A 21,741-nucleotide genomic window follows, 5' to 3' on the forward strand; every position below is an offset into this window, starting at 1 on the left:
TGGTTGCAAACTATTACATAAATGGTAAAGCTACACTCCGGTACATTGATGTGCCGGTAAACAGTACCTGAACGTCAACATGAATAAATTATCGTAAACATCCTATCTATCTAACCATGAAAAACAAAATTGCATTTATCAGTGAACACGCCTCCCCTTTGGCAACCTTGGGCGGGGCAGACAGCGGCGGACAGAATGTTTATGTTGCAGAGCTGGCTAAACACCTTGTAACCAAGGGTTATGAGGTTGATATATTTACCCGTTGGGATGACCCGCAATTGTCCCGGGTGGTAAACTGGCTGCCGGGAATCAGGATCATACATGCGGAAGCCGGTCCGGTATGCTATATTCCCAAAGAAGAGTTATTAGAATATATACCTGAATTTACCGAGAGCATGCTGGCATTTATCCAGCAGGAAGGTATCAGTTACCAACTGGTACATGCCAATTTCTGGATGTCGGGAATGGTAGCCTGCGAGCTGAAAGCCATTTTAAATATTCCCTTCGTCATTACATTCCATGCCCTGGGTTATATCAGGCTGATGTACCAGAAGGAAGCCGATAAATTCCCGGTAAAACGGGTGGCTATTGAAGAAGAGATTGTAAAATACGCCGACCATATTATTGCTGAGTGTCCGCAGGACAAAGACGATCTGACCATGTATTACCATGCTGCCGAAGATAAAATCAGCATTATTCCCTGCGGGTTCAGCAAACAGGAATTTTATCCTATACAAAAAACGCTGGCCAGAAAACGGCTCGGACTTAACCCGAACGACAACATTATTTTGCAGTTAGGAAGAATGGTTCCGCGTAAAGGCATTGATAATGTTATCAAAGCCATGGGCAAGCTCAAAAACCTGGCAGCATCCACCCGGCTGCTGGTTGTGGGTGGTGATACGGATAAACCTGATCCTGCGCTTAGTCCGGAACTTGCCCGGTTGCAGGATATAGCCCACCAGGAAAAAGTTTTTCAATCGGTGATATTTGCCGGCCGGAAAAACCGCGATATTTTAAAATACTATTATTCCGCGGCTGATATTTTTGTGACCACACCCTGGTACGAGCCTTTTGGTATTACCCCATTAGAAGCCATGGCCTGCGGAACACCGGTAATTGGTTCGGATGTAGGCGGTATCAAATACAGCGTTACCCATAACCATACCGGTTTCCTGGTTCCGCCAAACAATCCGCAGGCGCTTGCCGAAAAAATAAGGCATCTGCTTACTGATAAAAGCACTATGTTTAAAATGCGGCACAATGCTATTAAACGGGTCAACGCCGTATTTACATGGAGCCATGTAGCCAACCAGGTAGCGGCTTTGTATCAACATATAACTCAGCCGGTAAAACAGGTGTCCTCATCAGCTATTAAAGCGGCCTGAATATGAATAAAGCCATTTTCCTGGATAAAGACGGCACTCTCATTCCGGATATACCATTTAATGTCAACCCGGATGTTGTCTCTCTGGAGAAAAACGCAGTTGAGGGATTAATTCAACTACAGGCGCAGGGCTACCTACTTATTGTGGTAAGTAATCAGGCAGGCATTGCTCACGGTTACTTTAAGGAAGCACAGCTTGAACCGGTAAAGCAAAAGCTCTTTGAGCTTTTATCGCAACACGGATTGTACCTGAACGGCTTTTATTACTGCCCGCATCATCCTTACGGGATAATCCGGGCATACAGAAGAAACTGCGAATGCCGGAAACCACAGCCGGGATTACTGCTAAAAGCGGCTGCCGACTGGAATATCGACTTAACGGAATCATGGATGATTGGCGATATTTTACACGACGTGGAAGCAGGTAACCGGGCCGGCTGCAAAAGTATTCTTATTGATAACGGCAGTGAAACCGAATGGGAAATGAACGCTTATAATCAGCCTGATAAAATAGTACGGAATATTAACCAGGCAGCAAACTATATTATTAGTTGTCAGAAAAGTATAGCGAGGCAGGAAAATGCATACAAACTGGGAGAACTGTAAACATATCCTTTGTATCAGGCCCGATAATATGGGCGACCTGGTGATGTCGTCGCCGGCTATACGTGCATTAAAAGAAACGTTCGGTGCAAAAATATCTGTATTAACCTCGTCGGCAGCGGCCGGTATTGCCGGGTTTATTCCTGAAATTGATGATGTTATTGTTTACGATCTCCCCTGGGTTAAGCATCGTCAGCATATAGATCCTGATCAATTTCCATCATTGATCACAACACTTAAAAACAGGCAATTTGATGCCGCTGTGATGTTCTCGGTTTACAGCCAGAATATTCTTCCTACAGCCATGATACCTTACTTTGCCGGTATTCCTAAACGGCTGGCCTACTGCCGTGAAAATCCATACGCATTACTAACAGACTGGGTTCCGGATAAGGAACCGTACAGTTTTATCAGGCACCAGGTAAAACGTGACCTGGATCTGGTTGCTCATGTCGGGGCATTTACATTACAGCAGAAATTGGCATTAAGCATTTCCCCCGATGCATGGGAAAGTGCAAAAAACAAGCTCACACAAAACGGTATATTCACAGATAATTCCTGGTTAATTCTTCACGCGGGCGTCAGCGAAGCCAAGCGTGAATATCCCGAACAGCAATGGGCAGAAACCGCCAGGCAGTTAGTCAACATGGGATACCAGGTTTTATTTACTGGTGGTCCTGACGAAAAAACACTAACCGACCGTCTCTGCCAACTCAGCGGCCCGAACACCTTTTCGCTGGCCGGCAGTTTTTCGCTGGAGGAATATATTGCCTTAATCCGCTATGCCCCGCTGGTCATTTCGGTAAATACGGCCACGATACATCTGGCCGCTGCTACCGAAACACCGGTTATCGTTTTGTATGCATTGAGCAATCCGCAACATACCCCCTGGATGGCTAAAGGCAGCATATTAACGTTTGACGTCCCTTCCTGTTTGCAAAGTAAAAACGAAGTAATCCGGTATGTCTATCAGCTTACAGCAAAACCAGGCAGCATCGTTTCTCCGGATGAAATTGTACATGCGGCCTGGAAAATACTGAACGGTCATGCCGATTATATCCCCGAAATACTCCCGGTAGCTATTCCGGTTGAGTTGTCTGAATCAAGCAATCATACGGACTAAAAGCTGTTAAACAATTCAGTTTTAGTCATCCTGTCGCAGAAGCAGTATGAACTATCTCATACAATAAAGCAAATTTAAATTTTTGTTTTAAACACTTGTTTAATTTTATTGTTTAAACTACATTTGCCTTGTACACTCCATTTGTGATGAAAAAAATTACGAAAGAAAAATTGGATGCCTCTACCGAAGAGAAAATAAAGGAAGCTGCACATACGGTATTCACCCGTAAGGGATATGTGGCTACCAAAGTACGGGATATCGCCGCCGAGGCCGGAATTAACCTTGCCCTGGTTAATTACTATTTCAGGAGTAAGGAAAAACTTTTTGAACTGATTATGGCCGAAACTATCCAGAAAGTACTTTCGGAAGTTAAAATCATCATTACCGATGAGCAAACATCGCTCATTGAAAAAACAGAGCGTATTGCCGACCATTATATTACAATGCTGCTTGACAACCCCGATGTACCTTTATTCATCATTAACGAGACATTTTCCGGGTCCGATAAATTTTCTTCGCTGCTAAAAAACACTGAATTATTTTCCGGGTCGCATTTTGCCAGGCAATTAGCGGAATTAAGCACGGAGCGAAAAATAAACATACATCCTATACACATCCTCATGAACCTGATGGGCCTTATTGTATTCCCGTTTCTGGGAAGAAAAGTACTACTGAAAGCGGCAGGCATACAGGATGAGGAATTTAAAGCGCTGATGGAAGAACGGAAAAAACTTATCCCGGTCTGGATTAAAACGCTGGTGCTCAATAACACAACCAATTAAACCTGCAAACTTTAAAAGCACAATTGAACAAATTTTAAAATAGGTTCACCATGAATTTCAAAACTGTTTTTATCAGATACATTTCAATAGTATACGTCAGCCTTTCGGCGATACCGGTACATGCCCAAAACCAGGTGCTGACACTTGAAACGTGTTACCAACTGGCCCGTGAAAATTACCCGCTCATCCGCAAACAGCAACTGATAACAGAAACAGAGCAATATTCCATCGCTAATGCTTCAAAAGTATACCTGCCTACCCTGTCGTTTGCCGGACAAGCTACCTATCAGTCTGAAACCGTCCACTTTCCTGACGCATTGAGCAGTTTGTCTGGAATTTCTTTTCCCGAAATCAGCAAAGACCAGTACAAAGTACAGGGCGAACTTAACCAGCTGATTTTTGACGGAGGATTGAGCAAAGTCCGGAAAGATGCCGCCCGGGCACAGGCCGAAACTGAGCAGCAAAGCCTGGAAGTAAACCTGTATGCCCTGAAAGAGCGAATCACCCAGATTTATTTTGCCATTTTATTAATGGATGAGCAAATTAAGCAAAACGATTTACGAAAAGCTGATTTGGAAAATATCGCCGGCAAAACACGGGCGGCGCTTAAAAACGGAACAGCATATCGCAGTAATGTTGATGAGCTGGAAGCCGAACTAACCACAGCCGAAATGACCGATATTGAGCTTGCGGCAAACCGGAAGGCTTACCTGCAAATGCTATCGCTATTTACCGGCAAAAATATCAGCAGCAGCAAAGAACTGGTCATGCCGGCCGAACAACCGGTAAACTCAGAAATCAAGCGGCCTGAACTGGCCCTGTTTAACGCACAGAAAAAAACAATTGGTGTCCAAAAAGAACAGCTCCGTACCGGTTACCTGCCTCAAGTGAGCGCATTTTTCCAGGGCGCCTATGGCCGGCCAACGCTTAATTTCCTGGAGAATAAATTCGGGCTGTGGTACATCGGCGGACTAAGACTGAACTGGAACCTGGGAAGTTTATATACGCTCTCAAACAAAAAGCACATGTTGGATATCAGTCAGCAATCGCTTGAGGCCGACAAAGAAACATTCTTATACAACACACGGCTATCGCTGATTCAGCAGAACAGCGAAATAGAAAAATTCCGGCAATTAATCAGTAAAGACGAAAAGACCATCAGCCTTCGGGCATCGGTAAAAAAATCGGCGCAAGCCCAATTAGATAACGGTGTAATTACCGTCAGGGATTACATCAACTATGCCAATGCCGAAAACCAGGCCCGGCAAACACTCATTCTGCATAAAATTCAATTGCTGCAGGCTCAGTATCATTTCAACAATATTTCAGGCACAAACTAAACATATCTTTATGAACCGCTATCACCTATTTATCGCAGTAAACGCCATTTTATTATGCGCATCCTGTTCAGGAAATAAGAACGAATACACGGCTCCGGGCAATTTTGAGGTCGATGAGGTTATTGTCTCGGCTGAACAAACCGGCGAACTACTATCGTTTTCCGTTAACGAGGGCGACCATTTACAGGCGGGAGATGTGGTCGGGCAAATTGACGTCACCATTCCGAAACTTCAGCAAGAACAGGTTCAGGCATCGATTGCGGCATTAAAAAACAAAACGGCCAATGCAGGCGACCAGGTTGCCCTGATAAAAAATCAACTGGCAGTACAACAAACGCAGTTAGCGCATTTGCTGCATGAACAGCAACGCACAGCAAACCTGGTAAAAGCCGATGCCGCCACACAAAAGCAGTTGGACGACATGGATGCACAGGTTGAACAGCTACAAAAGCAAATTAAAGTGACCCGCCAGCAAATCAATGTAGCCATTTCTAATACATCTACACAAAACCGCGGCATTTTAAGCGAAAAAGCACCGCTCGAAAAAACAGCGCAGCAGTTTGAAAGGCAGGTTGAAAAAGGAACCATCATCAACCCCATAAATGGCATGGTGCTGACCCGCTATGCGCTTCGCGGTGAAATGGCCGTAACCGGGAAACCGCTGTATAAAATTGCCAATACCGATACGCTCACCCTAAAAGCGTATGTCACAGGCACACAGTTACCGCATATTAAAACCGGCGACACCGTAACCGTACGGGTTGACAAGGACAAGGATAGTTACAGGAACTACCCGGGAAAAATCACCTGGATTTCGGATAAAGCGGAATTTACCCCGAAAACCATCCAGACTAAAGATGAACGGGCTAACCTGGTTTATGCTATAAAAGTACGGGTTAAAAACGATGGTTACCTGAAAATAGGCATGTACGGGGAAGCCTTGTTTAATTGACAATGGGTAATTGATAGTTGACGGACAATGAACTGATTAATGAACAAATCAGATGAATTATGGAGAATATAATTGCCAGTAAAAGCTATGCTTTTATCTATCTTAAAGTTACTCATCAGCATTGTAAAAACAACTAAGCAAAAATCAGGCAAATGATACAATCATTATCAATTATCAATCGTCAATTGTCCATTAAATGTGAAAATATTACCAAAACCTACAACAAAGGTGAACTATTAGCTGTAGATGATGTATCGTTTGCTGTTGAAAAGGGCGAATTATTTGGTTTGATTGGCCCTGATGGAGCCGGGAAAACATCTATTTTCAGGATATTAACCACCGTTTTACTGGCAGATAAGGGTACAGCTACCGTTGCCGGATTTGATGTGGTGGATGATTACCGGGCCATCCGGAACCGCGTAGGTTATATGCCGGGCAAATTCAGCTTGTACCAGGACCTCACAATTAAAGAAAACCTGGAATTTTTCGCTACCGTCTTTGGAACTACCATCGAAGAGAACTACGAGCTGATTAAAGATATTTACGACCAGATTAAGCCCTTTAATAACCGCCGGGCCGGAAAGCTTTCGGGCGGAATGAAACAAAAGCTGGCTTTGTGCTGCGCCCTGATTCACAAACCGGAAGTATTGCTGCTGGACGAACCGACAACCGGCGTGGACGTAGTTTCGAGAAAGGAATTCTGGGATATGCTGAAAAAGCTGAAACAACAGGGAATCACCATCTTGGTTTCCACGCCTTACATGGACGAGGCTAATTTGTGCGAACGGATCGCCTTGATTCAGAACGGGAAAATCTTATCGGTTGATACACCGCAAAATATCATCAAAGCGTTCCCGGTATCCTTATATGCCGCTAAAGCCGATAATATTTACAAGCTCCTCACCGATTTCAGGAAAAGCGATTTTGTTGCCAGCGCTTACGCCTCCGGCGAATACATGCACCTTACCCTGAAAGAAGATAAGCCGGACAGCATCAGGATGTTAACACAATACGCGGCGCAGCACGGGCACAGCGATGCGGAAATAAAAAAGATAACACCGGGTATTGAAGACAGCTTTATCAGGCTGATGCAGCAACCAAACTAACATGGAAGAAAAAGTAATAACCTGCCGTAACCTCACCAAACAGTTTGGCAATTTTTATGCCGTAAACAATATCAGCTTTGATGTGTACCGGGGCGAAATTTTTGGTTTCCTTGGAGCAAACGGCGCCGGAAAAACTACAGCCATGCGCATTTTATGCGGCTTATCATTTCCCAGCTCCGGCGAGGCCAGCGTTGCCGGTTTTGACGTGTACAGGCAGCAGGAACTCATTAAACAGCATATCGGCTACATGAGCCAGAAATTCTCACTGTACGAAAACCTGACCGTATTAGAAAACATCGAGTTTTTTGGCGGAGCATACGGCATATCACGTAAGGAAATCAATAAACGCAGTGAGGAACTGGTGCGAAAACTCGGGCTACAACGCGAAGCAAAAAAACTGGTTGGTGAGCTTCCTTTAGGCTGGAAACAGAAGCTGGCATTCTCCGTGGCTATTTTTCATCAGCCCAAAATCGTTTTCCTGGATGAGCCCACCGGTGGTGTCGACCCTGTTACCCGGAGACAATTCTGGGACATGATTTACGAAGCCGCGGCTGCGGGCATCACCATTTTTGTAACCACTCATTACATGGATGAAGCTGAATACTGCAACCGGGTTACTATTATGGTTGACGGCAAAATCGAAGCACTCGACTCGCCCGCTAACCTGAAAAAGCAGTTTGCCGCCAATACCGTTGAAGATGTTTTTTATAAACTGGCCCGGGGAGCGAAGAGGGAGAATAGCGGATAGCCTTTGTTAGCTGATGGCTGTTGGCCGATAGCTATTAGCTAAATTTAGAAACATAAAAAAAGTAATAGCTAATAGCCAGCCAGTGGCCAAAGGCTAATAGCCCAAAAAATGTAAAAAGTAACAGCCAATAGCCAACAGCCAAAGGCTAATAGCCCAAAAAATGTAAAAAGTAACAGCCAATAGCCAACAGCTAAAGGCTAATAGCCAAAATAAAAATGAAAAATTATCAGGAATTAAAAACCTGGCAACAGGGAATTGAAATTGTGAAAGGAATTTTCAGATTAACCGAAGCATTACCAAAAACAGAAAAATATGGCTTAATTTCTCAAATGACAAGAGCTGCTGTGTCTATACCCGCCAACATTGCTGAAGGTAGCAGTAGAAACAGTGATAAAGATTATGCCCGTTTTTTACAAATAGCTTTAGGCTCTTCCTTTGAACTTCAAACCTATCTTGTCCTGATAAAAGAATTAGGATGGATAAGCTCAGGCACTGAAGACCTGGAACTATTGTTAGAACAGGAAATAAAAATGATACACGCTTTCATTAAAGCCATTAGCCAATAGCTATCAGCTAACAGCCAATAGCCCCAGATTCATAGAATGAAACAGCTTCTAACATTCGTAAAAAAAGAGTTTTACCATGTGTTTCGCGACAGACGGACATTACTCATTATGTTCGGGTTGCCGCTGGTGCAAATACTCCTGTTTGGCTATGCCCTGACTACAGAGGTAAGGAATATCACCATTGTGATTTCTGATAATGCCAAAGACATCAACTCGCAACAGCTTACCAACAAGATAAAATCATCCGCCTATTTTAACGTGCGTGAAGCCGTAACCGGCAGTAAGGATATTGAAAAGATTCTGAAAAAAGGCGAGGTCAAGGCCGTGGTTATTTTTCCATCCCAGTTCGGCAGCGACTTACAACATTCGGGCAAGGCCCGGGTACAGGTTATTACCGATGGCTCCGACCCTAATACCGCTAAAACCATTGTAAATTACCTTACGGCAATCATTGCCGGTTACCAGCAGCAAATCGCTCCGGCAAGTCCTCTACCCTATACCATTGTTCCCGAAATCCGCATGCTGTATAACGAGGAGGGAAACGGCTCGTTAAACTTTATTCCGGGCGTAATGGCGCTTATACTTATGCTGGTCTGCACAGCCCTTACATCGGTTTCGGTAGTAAAAGAAAAGGAGCTTGGAACCATGGAAGTGCTGCTGGTATCGCCGTTTAAGCCGGTTATGGTACTCATATCCAAAGCCGTACCCTACCTAGTGCTTTCTATGGTAAACTTCATACTCATCGTGCTTTTAGCCGTATTTGTACTGCATGTAGAAGTAAAAGGAAGCCTGTTGCTGCTATTCATGGAAAGCACTTTATTTATCATCACGTGCCTGTCATTCGGGTTAATGATTTCAAACGTTACGTCATCGCAGCAAACGGCCCTGCTCCTTTCTATGATGGGTATGATGATACCAACCATCGTATTTACCGGGTTTCTGTTTCCGCTGGAGAATATGCCCTACATTTTCCAGCTGATTTCAAATATCATCCCATCGCGATGGTATTTCCTCATTATAAAAGCCGTTATGCTGAAAGGTTTGGGATTTGCCTACATCTGGAAGGAAACACTCATCCTCATTGTCATGACGCTGGCTTTGCTGGGTATCGCATTAAAAAATTTTAAAATCAGGCTGGCATGAACAGGTTAACATTTTTATTACGGAAAGAATTCAGGCAGATATTTCGCGATAAAATCATCATTATCATGATGTTTGCCATGCCCACCGTTCAGCTCATTATTCTTCCGCTGGCTATGGATTTCGATGTAAAAAGCGTTAATCTTTCGGTTGTCGACCATGACCATAGCACTTACTCACAGCAGCTGATCACCAAAATCGCCTCCTCCGGATATTTCAAAATGGTAGGCGCAGAAGCCTCTTACCGCGATGCTTTAACTTATATTGAAAAAGGCAAAACCGACCTCATTCTTGAAATCCCGGCAGGATTTGAGCGAAACCTCGTAAGAGAAGGCGCTCAGAAAATAGGCATTTCTGCCGATGCCATTAACGGTACAAAGGCCGCTATTGGCGGAAATTATCTCAATACCGTTATTGCCTCATTCAACGCCGGTTTAGGTATAAATGTTACAGCTAATCTCACATCACCACCCGCAAGTATCATTGATATTACCTGGTCAAACTGGTTTAATCCGCTGGCAGAATACAAATATTACGTTGTTCCGGGAGTCCTGGTGCTGCTGCTTACCATGATTGGCGGTTTCCTTTCCGCGTTAAATATCGTGAAGGAAAAAGAAACAGGAACCATAGAGCAGATTAATGTAACACCCATTAAAAAATGGCAGTTCATTGCCGGGAAGCTTATCCCTTTCTGGATTATGGGCATGATTGTTTTCACATTGGGATTACTGGTTTGCCGTATAGTCTACGGCATTACACCAGAGGGAAGTATTCCGCTGCTTTACCTGTTTGCCGCCATTTACCTTATCGCCCTGCTCGGTTTCGGACTGCTGATTTCAACTTACAGCAACAGCCAGATACAGGCCATGTTTACGGCATTTTTTTTCATGATGATTTTTATGCTGATGAGCGGCCTGTTTACACCGGTAGAAAGCATGCCTCTCTGGGCCAGGTCAATAGCCAATCTTGTTCCTATTACCCATTTCATTAAAGTTGTGCGCATGATTGTGCTCAAAGGCAGCGGCTTTAGCGATGTACAGCCGGAGCTACTTTACATTATTGGTTTTGCCATTATTTTAAATGGCTGGGCCATCTGGAATTACCGGAAAACATCATAATGTTAGCCAGGCAGTATAATTTATCACTTCTTATTATTTTTATTTGGATTTATTATAAATAAGACATTACTTTGTCGAATTACCAATCGAATCTTTTGAATCAAAGGCTTTCCGGGAAAACTTTAGCGTACAGATAAACAAAAACAATAACTATGTGCCAGACCATCGTTTTAAGCAGTAAAGAATCAGTTGTTATCAGCCAGTGTATGGATTGTAAAATGCTGACCATCTGGCATCAGAATATCTTACTGACCTTTACACCGGCACAATTCAGGGCATTCAAATCCTACACCGCTAAGCTAAATATAGAAGAATCCCTGTTCCCTTTCCCTGACGGCGAAGAAAGACTTATCTTACATACCCCATACCATGATATCCGCTTTACATTTACCCTTGAAGAATGGGAGGATTTCAAGATAGCCTTAAACGAGGCTGTTTACATGCAAAACATTTACCAGATGATTTATTAAGCCGGGATTTTAGCCCAGCTTTCCCTATCATTCAAATCCAAAACCATTTCCTGTTTCGTTAGACCATGCAAAAATGTATTTTTGCAAAAATTTTAAACATGAGTATTGGTTTATCTGAACAGGAAATACTACGCCGCGAGGCATTGCAAGAGCTTCGTAAATTAGGTATTAATCCCTACCCTGCTGAATTATTTGATGTAAATGCCACTGCCGCCGATATAAAGAAAAACTTTACAGCCGATAACAACGCCTACCAAAACATCAGTTTTGCGGGCCGCATCATGAGTCGCCGCATTATGGGCAACGCCTCATTTGCAGAGTTGCAGGATTCTACCGGACGCATACAGATTTACATCAAACGCGACGATATTTGTCCCGATGAAGATAAAACCTTATACAATACTGTTTTTAAGAAATTACTGGATATTGGCGACTTCATCGGCGTTAAGGGTTACGTATTTACCACGCAAACCGGCGAAATTTCTATCCACGTTACACAATTTACAGTGCTGGCGAAATCATTAAAACCGCTTCCAGTGGTAAAAGAAGCCGACGGTAAGGTTTTTGATGCCGTTACCGATGCCGAGTTTCGTTACCGTCAGCGTTATGTAGACCTGGTTGTCAATCCCGGCGTACGCGATACCTTTAAGAAAATCACTAAAATAAAAAGCACTATCCGCGAATTTTTGGATGAACGCGGAGCACTTGAAGTAGATACTCCCGTGCTGCAAAGCATTCCCGGAGGCGCTGCTGCACGTCCGTTCATTACCCATCACAATGCGCTGGATATTCCGCTATATCTCCGTATCGCTAATGAGCTGTACCTCAAACGGCTGATTGTTGGCGGCTTTGACTGGGTGTATGAGTTTAGCCGGAACTTTCGCAACGAAGGCATGGATCGTACCCACAATCCCGAATTTACTGTTCTGGAGTTCTACGTGGCCTACAAAGATTATATCTGGATGATGGAAACCACCGAGCAGCTATTTGAGCGTATCGCCCTGGCTGCCAATGGGAATACAGTAGTTCAGGTTGGTGATAAACAGATTGATTTTAAAGCGCCTTACAAACGTATCAGCATATACGATGCTATTAAAGAACATACCGGATTTGACGTAAGCAATATGGACGAAAACGGCTTACGCGATGTTTGCCGCCAGTTAGGTATTGAAACTACCGAAGCGATGGGTAAAGGAAAGCTGATAGATGAAATTTTTGGCGAAAAATGCGAAGAGCACTATATCCAGCCTACTTTCATTATTGATTACCCGGTAGAAATGAGTCCACTTACCAAAAAGCACCGTAACAAAGAAGGGCTGGTTGAGCGTTTTGAGCTGATGATTAACGGCAAAGAGCTGGCTAATGCCTACAGCGAGCTAAACGACCCGATAGACCAGTTGGAACGTTTTGAAGAACAGGTAAAACTCATGGAACGCGGCGACGAGGAAGCCATGTACATTGATTACGATTTCCTGCGGGCATTGGAATACGGCATGCCACCTACTGCCGGAATCGGAATCGGAATAGACCGCCTGTGCATGCTGCTGACCAATCAGCCAAGCATACAGGATGTGCTGTTCTTCCCGCAAATGCGCCCTGAAAAGAAACAGGTAGTTTCATCTACCAAAGATTTTGTAGTTATCGGCGTGCCCGAAGAATGGGTTCCGGTGATCAACAAGATGGGCTTTAACACGGTTGATGAGCTTAAAGCAGCCAATCCAAACAAGGTATTTAACGACCTTGGCGGGATGCGAAAAAAACTAAAACTCGAAATCGCTATTCCTGCCAAGGATGTGGTGATGAGCTGGTTTGAGTAGGTGGTTTGGTGGTTCGTTGTTATTGGTTAGTGATTAGTTTGTTGGTATTTGCTTAGGATCATTTGCAGACCTAACTTCCGGTCTTTCCGACTTTCCGGACTACAATCTATAATTTTACTATAAACAGCAATAAGCTGGCTACGTCTATTAAAGGCCGGAGACGTTTAAGCGCCAGGTTTACCTGGTTTCTAACAGTTTGTTCTGAAATGTTCATCCGCTTGGCAATGTCGGCAACTTCAATATGCTGAATACGATGGAGATAAAACACCTCCCGCATACGTTCGGGAAGTTCGTCCATGCCACTTAAAACAAGCTGGTGCATATCCTTTTCCAATAAACGATCGAACGTATTATTATCCTCTTTAATATTCGCCAAAGCAAAAGCCTGCAAATGCTTATCTTTAATATGCCGGGCCTGAAAATGGTTTAACACCAGCCGCTTGGTACAGGTGAATAAATAAGCCTCAACCTGAGTCACTTCCGGTAATGTGGCATGCTTAACCCATAATTGACTAAATAATTCCTGGATAAGATCCTGTGCTTCATCTTTGTCCTGAAGCAGGCGGGATGCATAGCAGAATAAAGGTTTCCATAAGGATTTATATAACAACCGAAAGCCCTCTTCATCACCGCTACGCATTAAATTCCAGTAATTAACTACATCCATTATGCTTATTTGCTAAATCCGTCTGTCATTTAGATCATATCCAACAGGCAAGGCTAAAATCCGGAATCCTCGTTAGAAACAGGTTAATTTAATATTAAATATCCTTTTCAAACATTTATGTTTCCGCACACATAAGTCAAATATAATTACTGTATCAGATAAAACAAAAAGGGTAAGTTTCAAATTTTGGCCCAAGGCAAAGATTTACAGACTTAAAAATCGTTAGTTCTCCTGGTAATCAAAGACATTTTTCCACATTGATGGTAAAACTGTATCCTGTAGCACTATATCGTCGAAAAAAAGTATAAATTCAGCCCTGAAAATAAATCCTTATGGCATTAAATTATTTATGGATTGCCTTTTTCATCATCGCGTTTATTGTAGCCCTCATCAGGCTGATATTTTTTGGCGATACCGAGATCTTTAAACTGATCATCGACGGCACTTTTGATTCGGCCAAGGTTGGCGTAGTTGATATTGCCCTGCCGCTGATCGGCATTATGACACTATGGCTGGGATTTATGAATATCGGCGAAAAAGCCGGGGCTATTAATTTTCTTTCACGCATCATTGGTCCGTTTTTCAATCGTATTTTCCCGGATGTACCTAAAAATCATCCGGCAACGGGACACATGGTCATGAATTTTTCGGCAAACCTGCTGGGACTCGATAATGCCGCCACGCCCTTCGGCCTCAAGGCCATGCAAAGCCTACAGGATATCAATCCTAAAAAAGAGGAAGCCAGCAACGCCCAGATCATGTTCCTGGTGCTGCATACATCGGGATTAACCCTTATACCGTTAAGTATTATTGCACAGCGGGCTATTCTGGGAGCCAAAGATCCATCGGATATTTTTATTCCCTGCATTATTGCCACTTATGTAGCCACGGTAGTAGGCATGGTAGCCGTAGCCATAAAGCAACGTATTAACCTGTTTAACAGCGTAGTTATTGCCTGGCTGGGTGGTATTACGCTGTTTCTGGCCGGCACTATTTATTATTTCAGCGCTTTTTTAACCAAAGATGAAATAGAAACCGTTTCTAAAGTTGCATCGAATATCACCCTGTTTACCATTATTGTAGCCTTTATAACGGGCGCCCTGATTAAAAGAGTAAATGTGTACGATGCCTTCATTGAAGGCGCAAAAGGAGGTTTCCAGGTGTGCGTTACCATTATTCCGTACCTGGTGGGTATGCTGGTTGCTATTGGCGTGTTGCGAAATTCGGGTGTTTTAGGCTACATTGTCGACGGTTTTAACTGGTGCTTTACACAGGTGGGTATTGATACCGGCTTCACTCCCGCCCTGCCAACGGCGCTGATGAAACCGCTTAGCGGCAGCGGTGCTAAAGCCATGATGATCGACACCATGAAAACGTACGGCCCCGATTCGTTTATCGGACGCCTGTCATGTGTATTTAACGGTTCTGCCGATACTACATTTTATATCGTAGCCTTATATTTCGGCTCGGTGGGAATTAAAAAAACCCGCTATGCCATTCCGTATGGGTTAATTGCCGATCTTGCCGGGATCATAGCCGCTATTTTTGTATCGTACCTGTTCTTTGGAGGATAGCTAATGGTTCATGGTTCATAGCAACAATTAAACACGTCTCAATACACATTACCTAATACCGAATTGGATTAAAGCGAGGCCATTTTGACTTTTAACTTTAGACTTTTAACTTAAAAAGATATGCCAGAAAAAACAATTGCATTAATTGCCCACGACGGTCGTAAAGCAGAGATGGTAGCTTTTGTAAAAGACCATTTCGATGTACTGAACAAAGTAAAGCTGGTAGCTACGGGCACAACCGGTTCATACATTCAGCAAACCGGCTTAAAGGTAACCCGCAAGCTTAGCGGCCCTAAGGGCGGCGACGCACAGATTGCGGCCATGGCTGCCGAAGGAAAGATCGCTGCCATTATCTTTTTCCGCGATCCTTTGGGCAAGCACCCGCATGAACCTGATGTACAGATGCTGCTGCGGATATGCGATGTACACGATGTGCCTCTGGCAACCAACCCGGCAACAGCACGGTTATTGCTAAAGGGAATACAGTTGGAAGGCTAATTTATCATCACTGAAGAGGAAAAGACCCGCGATAAAATATTTTAGAAAAGCAATGCCGGAAAATCATCGGGAACGATAGCCCTGTGTTCCGCTCATACACCTGCAAGCATTCCGCACAAGGCCGGTATCCGCTGCACCCAGGTTTATATAACAAGGGAAAGTGCTGCTATTAACCTTCTAAAATCTAACCGCTTGCTTACTGCCCGTTTATACTAACAGGTGCATCATTATGAGGGTGTCTAAAAATTAAAGACATCGTTGTTTCGACGACTTCAACTTTTTATACACCCTCACTTTAAATAACAGCATTAAGCCGAAGACCTATAAGGTTTTGAAAACCTTATAGGTCTTTTAAACACTTAAATTTCACCTTATTCACTACTTAACCTTACTCCACCTTCACGGTATTTCGACGGCGAAAAGCCTATTTTCTTTTTGAATATCCGCGAAAAATGATATTCAGATACAAATCCGGTTAAAAAAGCTATTTCCGAAACTGTTAAAACAGTTTCTTTTAGCATTTGGCAGGCTTTTTCTAATTTCAAATTAAGATAATACTGTCCCGGAGATATACCCACAACTTCTTTAAACGCCTTTCTGAACCATATATAGCTCACATTATGTTGGGCAGCAAGTTCTTCCATCGTGAGGCCGGATGCCCAGTTTTCGTGCATTTTATACCGCAGGTTATTAATCATCTGCTCCTTACGGTTATGCGGCCTTTCTTTCAGTAAGGCCGATGCATAAACCAGGCCCAAAAGCTGTATGGTCAGGCACGACGAGATTTGAGAGAATGCCACTCCCTCAAACCGTAAAGTATCGATCAGCCGGATAAAAATATTCAGAAAATCTGTATTAAAACCCATGTGGATCAACGGTGTATCGGGATCAAAACATTCCTGCCGCATCAGGTATTCAGCGTAATGACCGTTAAAACCTACCCAATATTCTTCCCAGCCTTTATCATACAGCGGTTTATACCGATGCCATACACCAGGATACAATAAAAAAACAGTACCGGGATCAACAATTACCGAGCCGACTTTCTCCGCTTCAAAAACTCCTCCTCCCGAAGCGATATAAACCAGTTGATATTCATTCAGTACCCGTCCCTCATTCCAGTCAAAACAATACGGATTCGGATGATTTGTATCCGGGTATTTTTTATTACGGGGATGGATATTATGGCCTACGTTCAGCACGTTTACGCCCCAGTCGGGTTTGGTCTGGGCAATTTGCTCCAGTTGTTCAACGGTGAAGTACTTCCGGTATAGCTCCATATTACAAAAATAGCAATGAAAATATTTCATCGCTATTTTTTATGAAATGATAGTTAAGTCAAAATCAAGAATTAAAAAACAAAACAGTTAACGCTTTTAAGATCAGCAGCATAAAATATCTTAATACGACAGTTTATAATAACTCACGTCCTTTAGTAGTGTAACCTGATTTTCCATATAGCCCGGATCGAACAGATTTTTCACATCGGCAAACCAGTCTTAACTGGCATTATTACAATAAATTTAGACTTGTCTAAAAATATACTTAGATTTGCTAAATGATTTTATCGCTAACAGAAGAAAACTACCTGAAATCCATTTTTCATTTAAGCGATAATGGACAAACGGCAGTAAATACCAACCATATTGCCAACCAGCTGAATACGCGGGCTTCATCGGTAACCGATATGCTAAAAAAGCTCGCCGATAAAAGCCTGATCAATTACCAGCCTTACCAGGGCGTTACCTTAACGGCCGAGGGGCGGAAAAAGGCAATAAGCATTGTACGCCGGCATCGCTTATGGGAAGTATTCCTGGTAGATAAGCTCCATTTTGGCTGGGACGAGGTTCACGATATTGCCGAGCAGTTAGAGCATGTACAATCGGATGCACTGACCGACCGGCTGGCCGATTTCCTGGGCAATCCGGTTGCAGACCCTCATGGCGACCTGATACCGGATAAAAACGGTGAGTTTGAACAGACTAAATTCATTCCTGTTGATCAAATGAGTACGGGACACACAGGTATTATCTCGGGAGTTTCTGAACATTCGGTGAGCTTTCTCCAATACCTCCAGAAACACGACCTGGTATTAGGGAAACACATCGCCTTGCTTGAAACCACCGGCTTTGACGGTTCTGTAACCCTATTAATAAACCAAAGCAAAGAATTGACCATCAGTAAAGAAGCGGCAAAAAATATCCTTGTTTTATGATGAGTAAAAATTACGAATCATTAAGCGAAGTTCATTCATCGATACATATTGCCGGGAAAACCGGCTGGCGTAAGCTTCTGGCCTATATCGGGCCGGCTTACCTGGTAAGCGTGGGCTATATGGATCCCGGGAACTGGGCTACCGATATTGCCGGTGGAAGCCAGTTTGGCTACAAGCTGATCTGGGTGCTGCTCATGTCAAATCTCATCGCCCTGCTGCTGCAATCGTTAAGTGCACGCCTGGGTATTGTTAAACAGCTCGATTTGGCACAGGCATCACGCAAGGCATACCCGTCGGCAATTAATTTTTTCCTGTTCATTTTCGCCCAGATCGCCATTATTGCCTGCGACCTGGCCGAGATCATCGGTATGGCCATCGGCTTACAGCTACTGTTCAAGCTACCTTTATTGTGGGGTGTTTCCATCACCATATTAGATACCCTGCTACTGTTGGTTCTGCTCAACAAGGGCATGCGCATGATGGAAAGCTTCATTGTATCTATGGTGTTTATTGTGGGCATCTCATTCCTGGCCGAAATGTTCATTGTAGAGCCCGAGATCACAGAAATAGCCAAAGGACTAAAGCCATCAGCTCTTTCGGGCGATGCCCTGTATATTGCCATCGGTATTATTGGCGCCACGGTGATGCCGCATAACCTGTACCTGCATTCATCGCTGGTGCAAACCCGCAGAATTGACCGCAGCCATAAAGGCATAAAAGAAGCACTGAAATTTAACATTGCGGATACGGCCATTGCCCTTAACCTGGCGTTTTTTGTTAATGCAGCTATCCTGATACTGGCTGCGGCAGCTTTTTACCGCAATGGTTTATATGAGGTTGCCGACATCCGGGATGCCCACAAACTGCTCGAAAATATTTTTGGCCCGGTGGCTCCTGCCCTGTTCGCCATAGCGCTTATTGCATCGGGCCAAAGTTCTACCGTTACCGGCACACTTGCCGGACAGATCATCATGGAGGGACACCTGAACCTGCGTATCGCTCCCTGGGTGCGGCGCCTGCTTACACGATTACTGGCCATCATTCCAGCCTTTTTAACCATTGTTTATTATGGCGATGATGCCCTCGGCGGACTGCTTGTACTGAGCCAGGTAGTATTGAGCCTGCAGCTGGGTTTTGCTATTATTCCACTTATACATTTTACTTCAGATAAAACCCTGATGGATGGATTTGCCATTAAAACCGGCACCAAAATCATTGCCTGGATAAGCGCATTGGTTATTGTGGGCCTGAATATCAGGCTGGTTTCTGAGGAAATTTTAGGATGGATAAACCGCAGCAATAATAACTGGTGGGTGTATGCGCTTATTATTCCGGTTACGGGAGCGGTATTATTACTACTATTATACGTACTGTTTGCTCCCTGGATCGATAAGCGGAAGCACCGGGCAACTAAAACGCCGCATGGCAAAGCCCTGCAAATAGAAAGTATTGAAAATATCCTGTACCAGCATATCGGTATACCGGTAGATTTTTCACAAAACGACCGGAATATCATCCGGCATGCATTAATTCAGGGAGGTAAAAAAGCTGAATATTTCCTGATACACGTTGTTGAAACTGCAGCCGCAAGTTATCACGGCAACAAAGTGTTTGATCACGAAACACAAAGCGACAGGGAAAATCTTGAAAAATACCAGGAGAATCTGCAGGCATTGGGATACAACGTGCAGGTGCTCATCGGCTACGGAAAGGTTTCTAAAGCCATACCCGAATTTGCCAAAGACAAAAAGCTCGATCTGTTAGTAATGGGCGCACATGGTCATACCGGAATTTCAGATCTGATCTTTGGCACCACATTAGATATTGTACGACACCGGGTGAATATTCCTATTCTTGTTGTTAAGTAACAGATGCGTACTTTTGTGGGAAGGTAGAAGGGAGTAATTGGGATAGTTCATGGTTCATAGCTTAGTCCGAAAGCCGGGAAAGTTGAGCGCAACGAAATCCCGATTATTCGGGGTTAGAAAAGACAGGAAGCAACCTTTAATAATTAACAGTTGACAACTGACAGTTGACAATGCCTGTATGATTTATAGGTTATGATTGAGAGACAAAAACATAGAAACAAAACAAAGAGCACAATCCTACTCCCTCCCTCAGGGAGGGCCGGGGTGGGCTAATAGATAAGAAACAAGACGTAACACAGTCTGCTTACTCCCTCCCTTGCGCCACCGCTAAAGCTAAGGCGGCACGCGGTTGGGAGTACCAGAGTGGGCTTTCCAAACAACTAACAAACTAACCAAGCAACTAACAACTACACATGAATATTAACATCCGGAATAAAAAAGCTCACTTTGAGTACCATATTCTCGACACCTATATTGCCGGCATCCAGCTTTTGGGAACCGAGATTAAATCCATCCGCGAAAGCAAAGCGAATATTAATGATGCTTTTTGTGCATTCATAGATGACCATCTGTATGTACGCAACATGCACATTGCCGAATACTCGCATGGCTCATTTTACAATCATGAATCAAAACGCGACCGTATATTGCTGCTGCATAAAAAAGAGCTGAAAAAACTTCGGGAGAAAGGCGAAGAAAAGGGCTTTACCATTGTCCCCCTAAAGCTTTTTATTAACGAACGCGGTTTTGCCAAGCTGGAGATCGGGCTGGCGCAAGGTAAAAAAAGCTTTGATAAACGCGAAACCATCAAAGAACGCGATTCAAAAATTGAAATGGACCGGGCTATGAAGCGGTAGACAAAAGCTATCGCATAATCTTTATAACCTGCTTGCTCAAAACAGGTTTAACAAAGGTTATTCATTAGTTTTTATGTTTTTCAATGGCATTCATGAGCTACTGCGTTCGGGAACAAAAAAGGTACGTCATTGCGAACCGAAGCGTGGAAAATGTGCGCAAGGATGAAGCAATCTATTAATCGAGCTCAGGTTTATAAAAAGATACGCCTGGTTGCTGAGATATCCGGATCTTCCTTTGTGTATGTATTTATTTCTATATATCCAAAAAAAATCCCCAAAGGAAAACCTTTGAGGATCTTTCAATTAAAAGAGTTTTCTACTCAAATGCTTAGAATTTGAAAGCTACGTGGAAAGCAACCTGGTCAATAGAACCATTTTTGTTCCAGCTTTCGTAACGTACACCGGCATCGATATCATTTTTATCAGAAACCGGGAAAGATACACCCACACCAGGAGCCCAGGCAAATGCAGTACTTGAACCAGATTCTGTACCAATGGCGGCACCTAATTCAACCGCACCATAAATGTTTTGTGCAAAGAAATACTTTCCACCAACCTTTACAGGTACAAAGCCAGCTGCTTCAGCACCTAAATCTTTCCATTCTTTCTTAGGAGCCCAGCTGGTGTAACCAGCAGACACAGTACCAAAAAATGATTGCGCAAAAGGAATTTCGGCACGTAATGAGCCACCTAAAGCAACACTGTAAACATCTCCGGCATCGCCTACAGGAATTCCGGCTTCAAAAGCTACACCAAAACGGGTTTTACCTTTTGAGGTACTTTGAGCAGACGCAACGCTAACCGCTAACGCGATAACAGCTGTCAGTAAAAATAACTTTTTCATGTTTGATTAATTTGTTTTAAAACTCCGCTGCAAAAGTATAAAGTGTTTTAATATAAACAAATACTTTCT

At 43.6% G+C, this 21,741-nt stretch carries 21 protein-coding genes; 18 read left to right on the top strand and 3 right to left on the bottom strand.

The genetic code is table 11. The annotated features are described in order from the left end of the window. The first annotated feature begins 116 nt into the window (after window positions 1–116). The 13 genes from FW774_RS09480 (at window position 117) to lysS (ending at window position 13,149) form a co-directional block, all read left to right on the top strand. Entirely contained in the window at window positions 117–1,385 is a 1,269-nt protein-coding gene (locus FW774_RS09480) for a glycosyltransferase family 4 protein (protein ID WP_149347946.1), read from the top strand. Between the two features lie 2 nt (window positions 1,386–1,387). Further along, complete coding sequence (locus tag FW774_RS09485; protein ID WP_149347947.1) at window positions 1,388–1,990, top strand: D-glycero-alpha-D-manno-heptose-1,7-bisphosphate 7-phosphatase; 603 nt, start codon at window positions 1,388–1,390, stop codon at window positions 1,988–1,990. Next, a complete protein-coding gene (locus FW774_RS09490) occupies window positions 1,965–3,110 on the top strand; it encodes a glycosyltransferase family 9 protein (protein ID WP_149347948.1) in 1,146 nt (381 codons plus the stop codon). Before FW774_RS09485 ends, FW774_RS09490 begins: the two co-directional genes overlap by 26 nt. A 146-nt stretch (window positions 3,111–3,256) precedes the next feature. Further along, window positions 3,257–3,892 carry a TetR/AcrR family transcriptional regulator gene (locus FW774_RS09495; protein ID WP_149347949.1) on the top strand — a complete coding sequence of 212 codons (636 nt, stop codon included), beginning with the start codon at window positions 3,257–3,259 and terminating at the stop codon, window positions 3,890–3,892. A gap of 50 nt (window positions 3,893–3,942) precedes the next feature. Continuing rightward, complete coding sequence (locus FW774_RS09500) at window positions 3,943–5,232, top strand: TolC family protein (RefSeq protein WP_149347950.1); 1,290 nt, start codon at window positions 3,943–3,945, stop codon at window positions 5,230–5,232. 10 nt (window positions 5,233–5,242) lie between these two features. Beyond that, complete coding sequence (locus FW774_RS09505; RefSeq protein ID WP_149347951.1) at window positions 5,243–6,184, top strand: HlyD family secretion protein; 942 nt, start codon at window positions 5,243–5,245, stop codon at window positions 6,182–6,184. A 152-nt stretch (window positions 6,185–6,336) separates the two neighbouring features. Beyond that, on the top strand, window positions 6,337–7,290 hold the full coding sequence (locus FW774_RS09510; RefSeq protein ID WP_149347952.1) for an ABC transporter ATP-binding protein: 954 nt from the start codon (window positions 6,337–6,339) through the stop codon (window positions 7,288–7,290). 1 nt (window position 7,291) lies between these two features. Continuing rightward, window positions 7,292–8,038, top strand: coding sequence for an ABC transporter ATP-binding protein (locus FW774_RS09515; RefSeq protein WP_149347953.1), 747 nt, complete (start codon window positions 7,292–7,294; stop codon window positions 8,036–8,038). 215 nt (window positions 8,039–8,253) lie between these two features. Then, the gene (locus tag FW774_RS09520; protein WP_149347954.1) at window positions 8,254–8,604 is read left to right on the top strand and encodes a four helix bundle protein; all 351 of its coding nucleotides are present in this window, start codon (window positions 8,254–8,256) and stop codon (window positions 8,602–8,604) included. Between the two features lie 36 nt (window positions 8,605–8,640). After that, window positions 8,641–9,747 (top strand): ABC transporter permease, encoded by a 1,107-nt coding sequence (locus FW774_RS09525; protein ID WP_149347955.1) that lies wholly within the window; start codon window positions 8,641–8,643, stop codon window positions 9,745–9,747. Next, window positions 9,744–10,862 (top strand): ABC transporter permease, encoded by a 1,119-nt coding sequence (locus FW774_RS09530; protein WP_149347956.1) that lies wholly within the window; start codon window positions 9,744–9,746, stop codon window positions 10,860–10,862. The genes FW774_RS09525 and FW774_RS09530 overlap by 4 nt, the downstream gene beginning before the upstream one ends. 152 nt (window positions 10,863–11,014) lie before the next feature. Further along, window positions 11,015–11,332, top strand: coding sequence for a DUF6686 family protein (locus tag FW774_RS09535; RefSeq protein WP_149347957.1), 318 nt, complete (start codon window positions 11,015–11,017; stop codon window positions 11,330–11,332). 98 nt (window positions 11,333–11,430) lie between these two features. Further along, window positions 11,431–13,149, top strand: coding sequence for a lysine--tRNA ligase (gene lysS, locus FW774_RS09540; RefSeq protein ID WP_149347958.1), 1,719 nt, complete (start codon window positions 11,431–11,433; stop codon window positions 13,147–13,149). A 106-nt stretch (window positions 13,150–13,255) separates the two neighbouring features. Here lysS and FW774_RS09545 read toward each other — a convergent pair whose 3' ends face one another. Then, window positions 13,256–13,816 (bottom strand): RNA polymerase sigma factor, encoded by a 561-nt coding sequence (locus FW774_RS09545; protein ID WP_149347959.1) that lies wholly within the window; start codon window positions 13,814–13,816, stop codon window positions 13,256–13,258. A 332-nt stretch (window positions 13,817–14,148) separates the two neighbouring features. Here FW774_RS09545 and FW774_RS09550 point away from each other — a divergent pair, with 332 nt between their 5' ends. After that, window positions 14,149–15,390 carry a nucleoside recognition domain-containing protein gene (locus FW774_RS09550; RefSeq protein ID WP_149347960.1) on the top strand — a complete coding sequence of 414 codons (1,242 nt, stop codon included), beginning with the start codon at window positions 14,149–14,151 and terminating at the stop codon, window positions 15,388–15,390. A 120-nt stretch (window positions 15,391–15,510) separates the two neighbouring features. Then, window positions 15,511–15,888 (top strand): methylglyoxal synthase, encoded by a 378-nt coding sequence (locus FW774_RS09555; RefSeq protein ID WP_149347961.1) that lies wholly within the window; start codon window positions 15,511–15,513, stop codon window positions 15,886–15,888. A gap of 371 nt (window positions 15,889–16,259) precedes the next feature. Here the strand turns inward: FW774_RS09555 and FW774_RS09560 are convergent, their stop codons facing one another. Continuing rightward, entirely contained in the window at window positions 16,260–17,168 is a 909-nt protein-coding gene (locus FW774_RS09560) for an AraC family transcriptional regulator (protein ID WP_149347962.1), read from the bottom strand. Window positions 17,169–17,446: 278 nt separating this feature from the next. Between FW774_RS09560 and FW774_RS09565 the strand changes: the two genes are divergently transcribed. From FW774_RS09565 to smpB, 3 genes are all read left to right on the top strand, one after another. Continuing rightward, on the top strand, window positions 17,447–18,103 hold the full coding sequence (locus tag FW774_RS09565; protein ID WP_317132760.1) for a metal-dependent transcriptional regulator: 657 nt from the start codon (window positions 17,447–17,449) through the stop codon (window positions 18,101–18,103). After that, window positions 18,100–19,971 carry an Nramp family divalent metal transporter gene (locus FW774_RS09570; RefSeq protein ID WP_410522732.1) on the top strand — a complete coding sequence of 624 codons (1,872 nt, stop codon included), beginning with the start codon at window positions 18,100–18,102 and terminating at the stop codon, window positions 19,969–19,971. Before FW774_RS09565 ends, FW774_RS09570 begins: the two co-directional genes overlap by 4 nt. A 413-nt stretch (window positions 19,972–20,384) precedes the next feature. Then, window positions 20,385–20,828 (top strand): SsrA-binding protein SmpB, encoded by a 444-nt coding sequence (smpB, locus tag FW774_RS09575; RefSeq protein ID WP_149347963.1) that lies wholly within the window; start codon window positions 20,385–20,387, stop codon window positions 20,826–20,828. A 328-nt stretch (window positions 20,829–21,156) separates the two neighbouring features. On the opposite strand, the gene FW774_RS09580 is transcribed toward smpB, so the two are convergent. Further along, entirely contained in the window at window positions 21,157–21,672 is a 516-nt protein-coding gene (locus FW774_RS09580; RefSeq protein WP_149347964.1) for an outer membrane beta-barrel protein, read from the bottom strand. Window positions 21,673–21,741 lie beyond the last annotated feature (69 nt).

The sequence above is a fragment of the Pedobacter sp. BS3 genome (assembly GCF_008274585.1).
Classification (GTDB): domain Bacteria; phylum Bacteroidota; class Bacteroidia; order Sphingobacteriales; family Sphingobacteriaceae; genus Hufsiella_A.

Coding starts and splice junctions, on each gene's coding strand:
- FW774_RS09495 (WP_149347949.1), top strand. CDS start 3,257: ATGAAAAAAATTACGAAAGAAAAATTGGATGCCTCTACCGAAGAGAAA.
- smpB (WP_149347963.1), top strand. CDS start 20,385: ATGAATATTAACATCCGGAATAAAAAAGCTCACTTTGAGTACCATATT.
- FW774_RS09550 (WP_149347960.1), top strand. CDS start 14,149: ATGGCATTAAATTATTTATGGATTGCCTTTTTCATCATCGCGTTTATT.
- FW774_RS09530 (WP_149347956.1), top strand. CDS start 9,744: ATGAACAGGTTAACATTTTTATTACGGAAAGAATTCAGGCAGATATTT.
- FW774_RS09510 (WP_149347952.1), top strand. CDS start 6,337: ATGATACAATCATTATCAATTATCAATCGTCAATTGTCCATTAAATGT.
- FW774_RS09525 (WP_149347955.1), top strand. CDS start 8,641: ATGAAACAGCTTCTAACATTCGTAAAAAAAGAGTTTTACCATGTGTTT.
- FW774_RS09565 (WP_317132760.1), top strand. CDS start 17,447: ATGATTTTATCGCTAACAGAAGAAAACTACCTGAAATCCATTTTTCAT.
- FW774_RS09535 (WP_149347957.1), top strand. CDS start 11,015: ATGTGCCAGACCATCGTTTTAAGCAGTAAAGAATCAGTTGTTATCAGC.
- FW774_RS09520 (WP_149347954.1), top strand. CDS start 8,254: ATGAAAAATTATCAGGAATTAAAAACCTGGCAACAGGGAATTGAAATT.
- FW774_RS09555 (WP_149347961.1), top strand. CDS start 15,511: ATGCCAGAAAAAACAATTGCATTAATTGCCCACGACGGTCGTAAAGCA.
- FW774_RS09580 (WP_149347964.1), bottom strand. CDS start 21,672: ATGAAAAAGTTATTTTTACTGACAGCTGTTATCGCGTTAGCGGTTAGC.
- FW774_RS09500 (WP_149347950.1), top strand. CDS start 3,943: ATGAATTTCAAAACTGTTTTTATCAGATACATTTCAATAGTATACGTC.
- FW774_RS09505 (WP_149347951.1), top strand. CDS start 5,243: ATGAACCGCTATCACCTATTTATCGCAGTAAACGCCATTTTATTATGC.
- FW774_RS09515 (WP_149347953.1), top strand. CDS start 7,292: ATGGAAGAAAAAGTAATAACCTGCCGTAACCTCACCAAACAGTTTGGC.
- FW774_RS09490 (WP_149347948.1), top strand. CDS start 1,965: ATGCATACAAACTGGGAGAACTGTAAACATATCCTTTGTATCAGGCCC.
- FW774_RS09480 (WP_149347946.1), top strand. CDS start 117: ATGAAAAACAAAATTGCATTTATCAGTGAACACGCCTCCCCTTTGGCA.
- FW774_RS09485 (WP_149347947.1), top strand. CDS start 1,388: ATGAATAAAGCCATTTTCCTGGATAAAGACGGCACTCTCATTCCGGAT.
- FW774_RS09560 (WP_149347962.1), bottom strand. CDS start 17,168: ATGGAGCTATACCGGAAGTACTTCACCGTTGAACAACTGGAGCAAATT.
- FW774_RS09570 (WP_410522732.1), top strand. CDS start 18,100: ATGATGAGTAAAAATTACGAATCATTAAGCGAAGTTCATTCATCGATA.
- lysS (WP_149347958.1), top strand. CDS start 11,431: ATGAGTATTGGTTTATCTGAACAGGAAATACTACGCCGCGAGGCATTG.
- FW774_RS09545 (WP_149347959.1), bottom strand. CDS start 13,816: ATGGATGTAGTTAATTACTGGAATTTAATGCGTAGCGGTGATGAAGAG.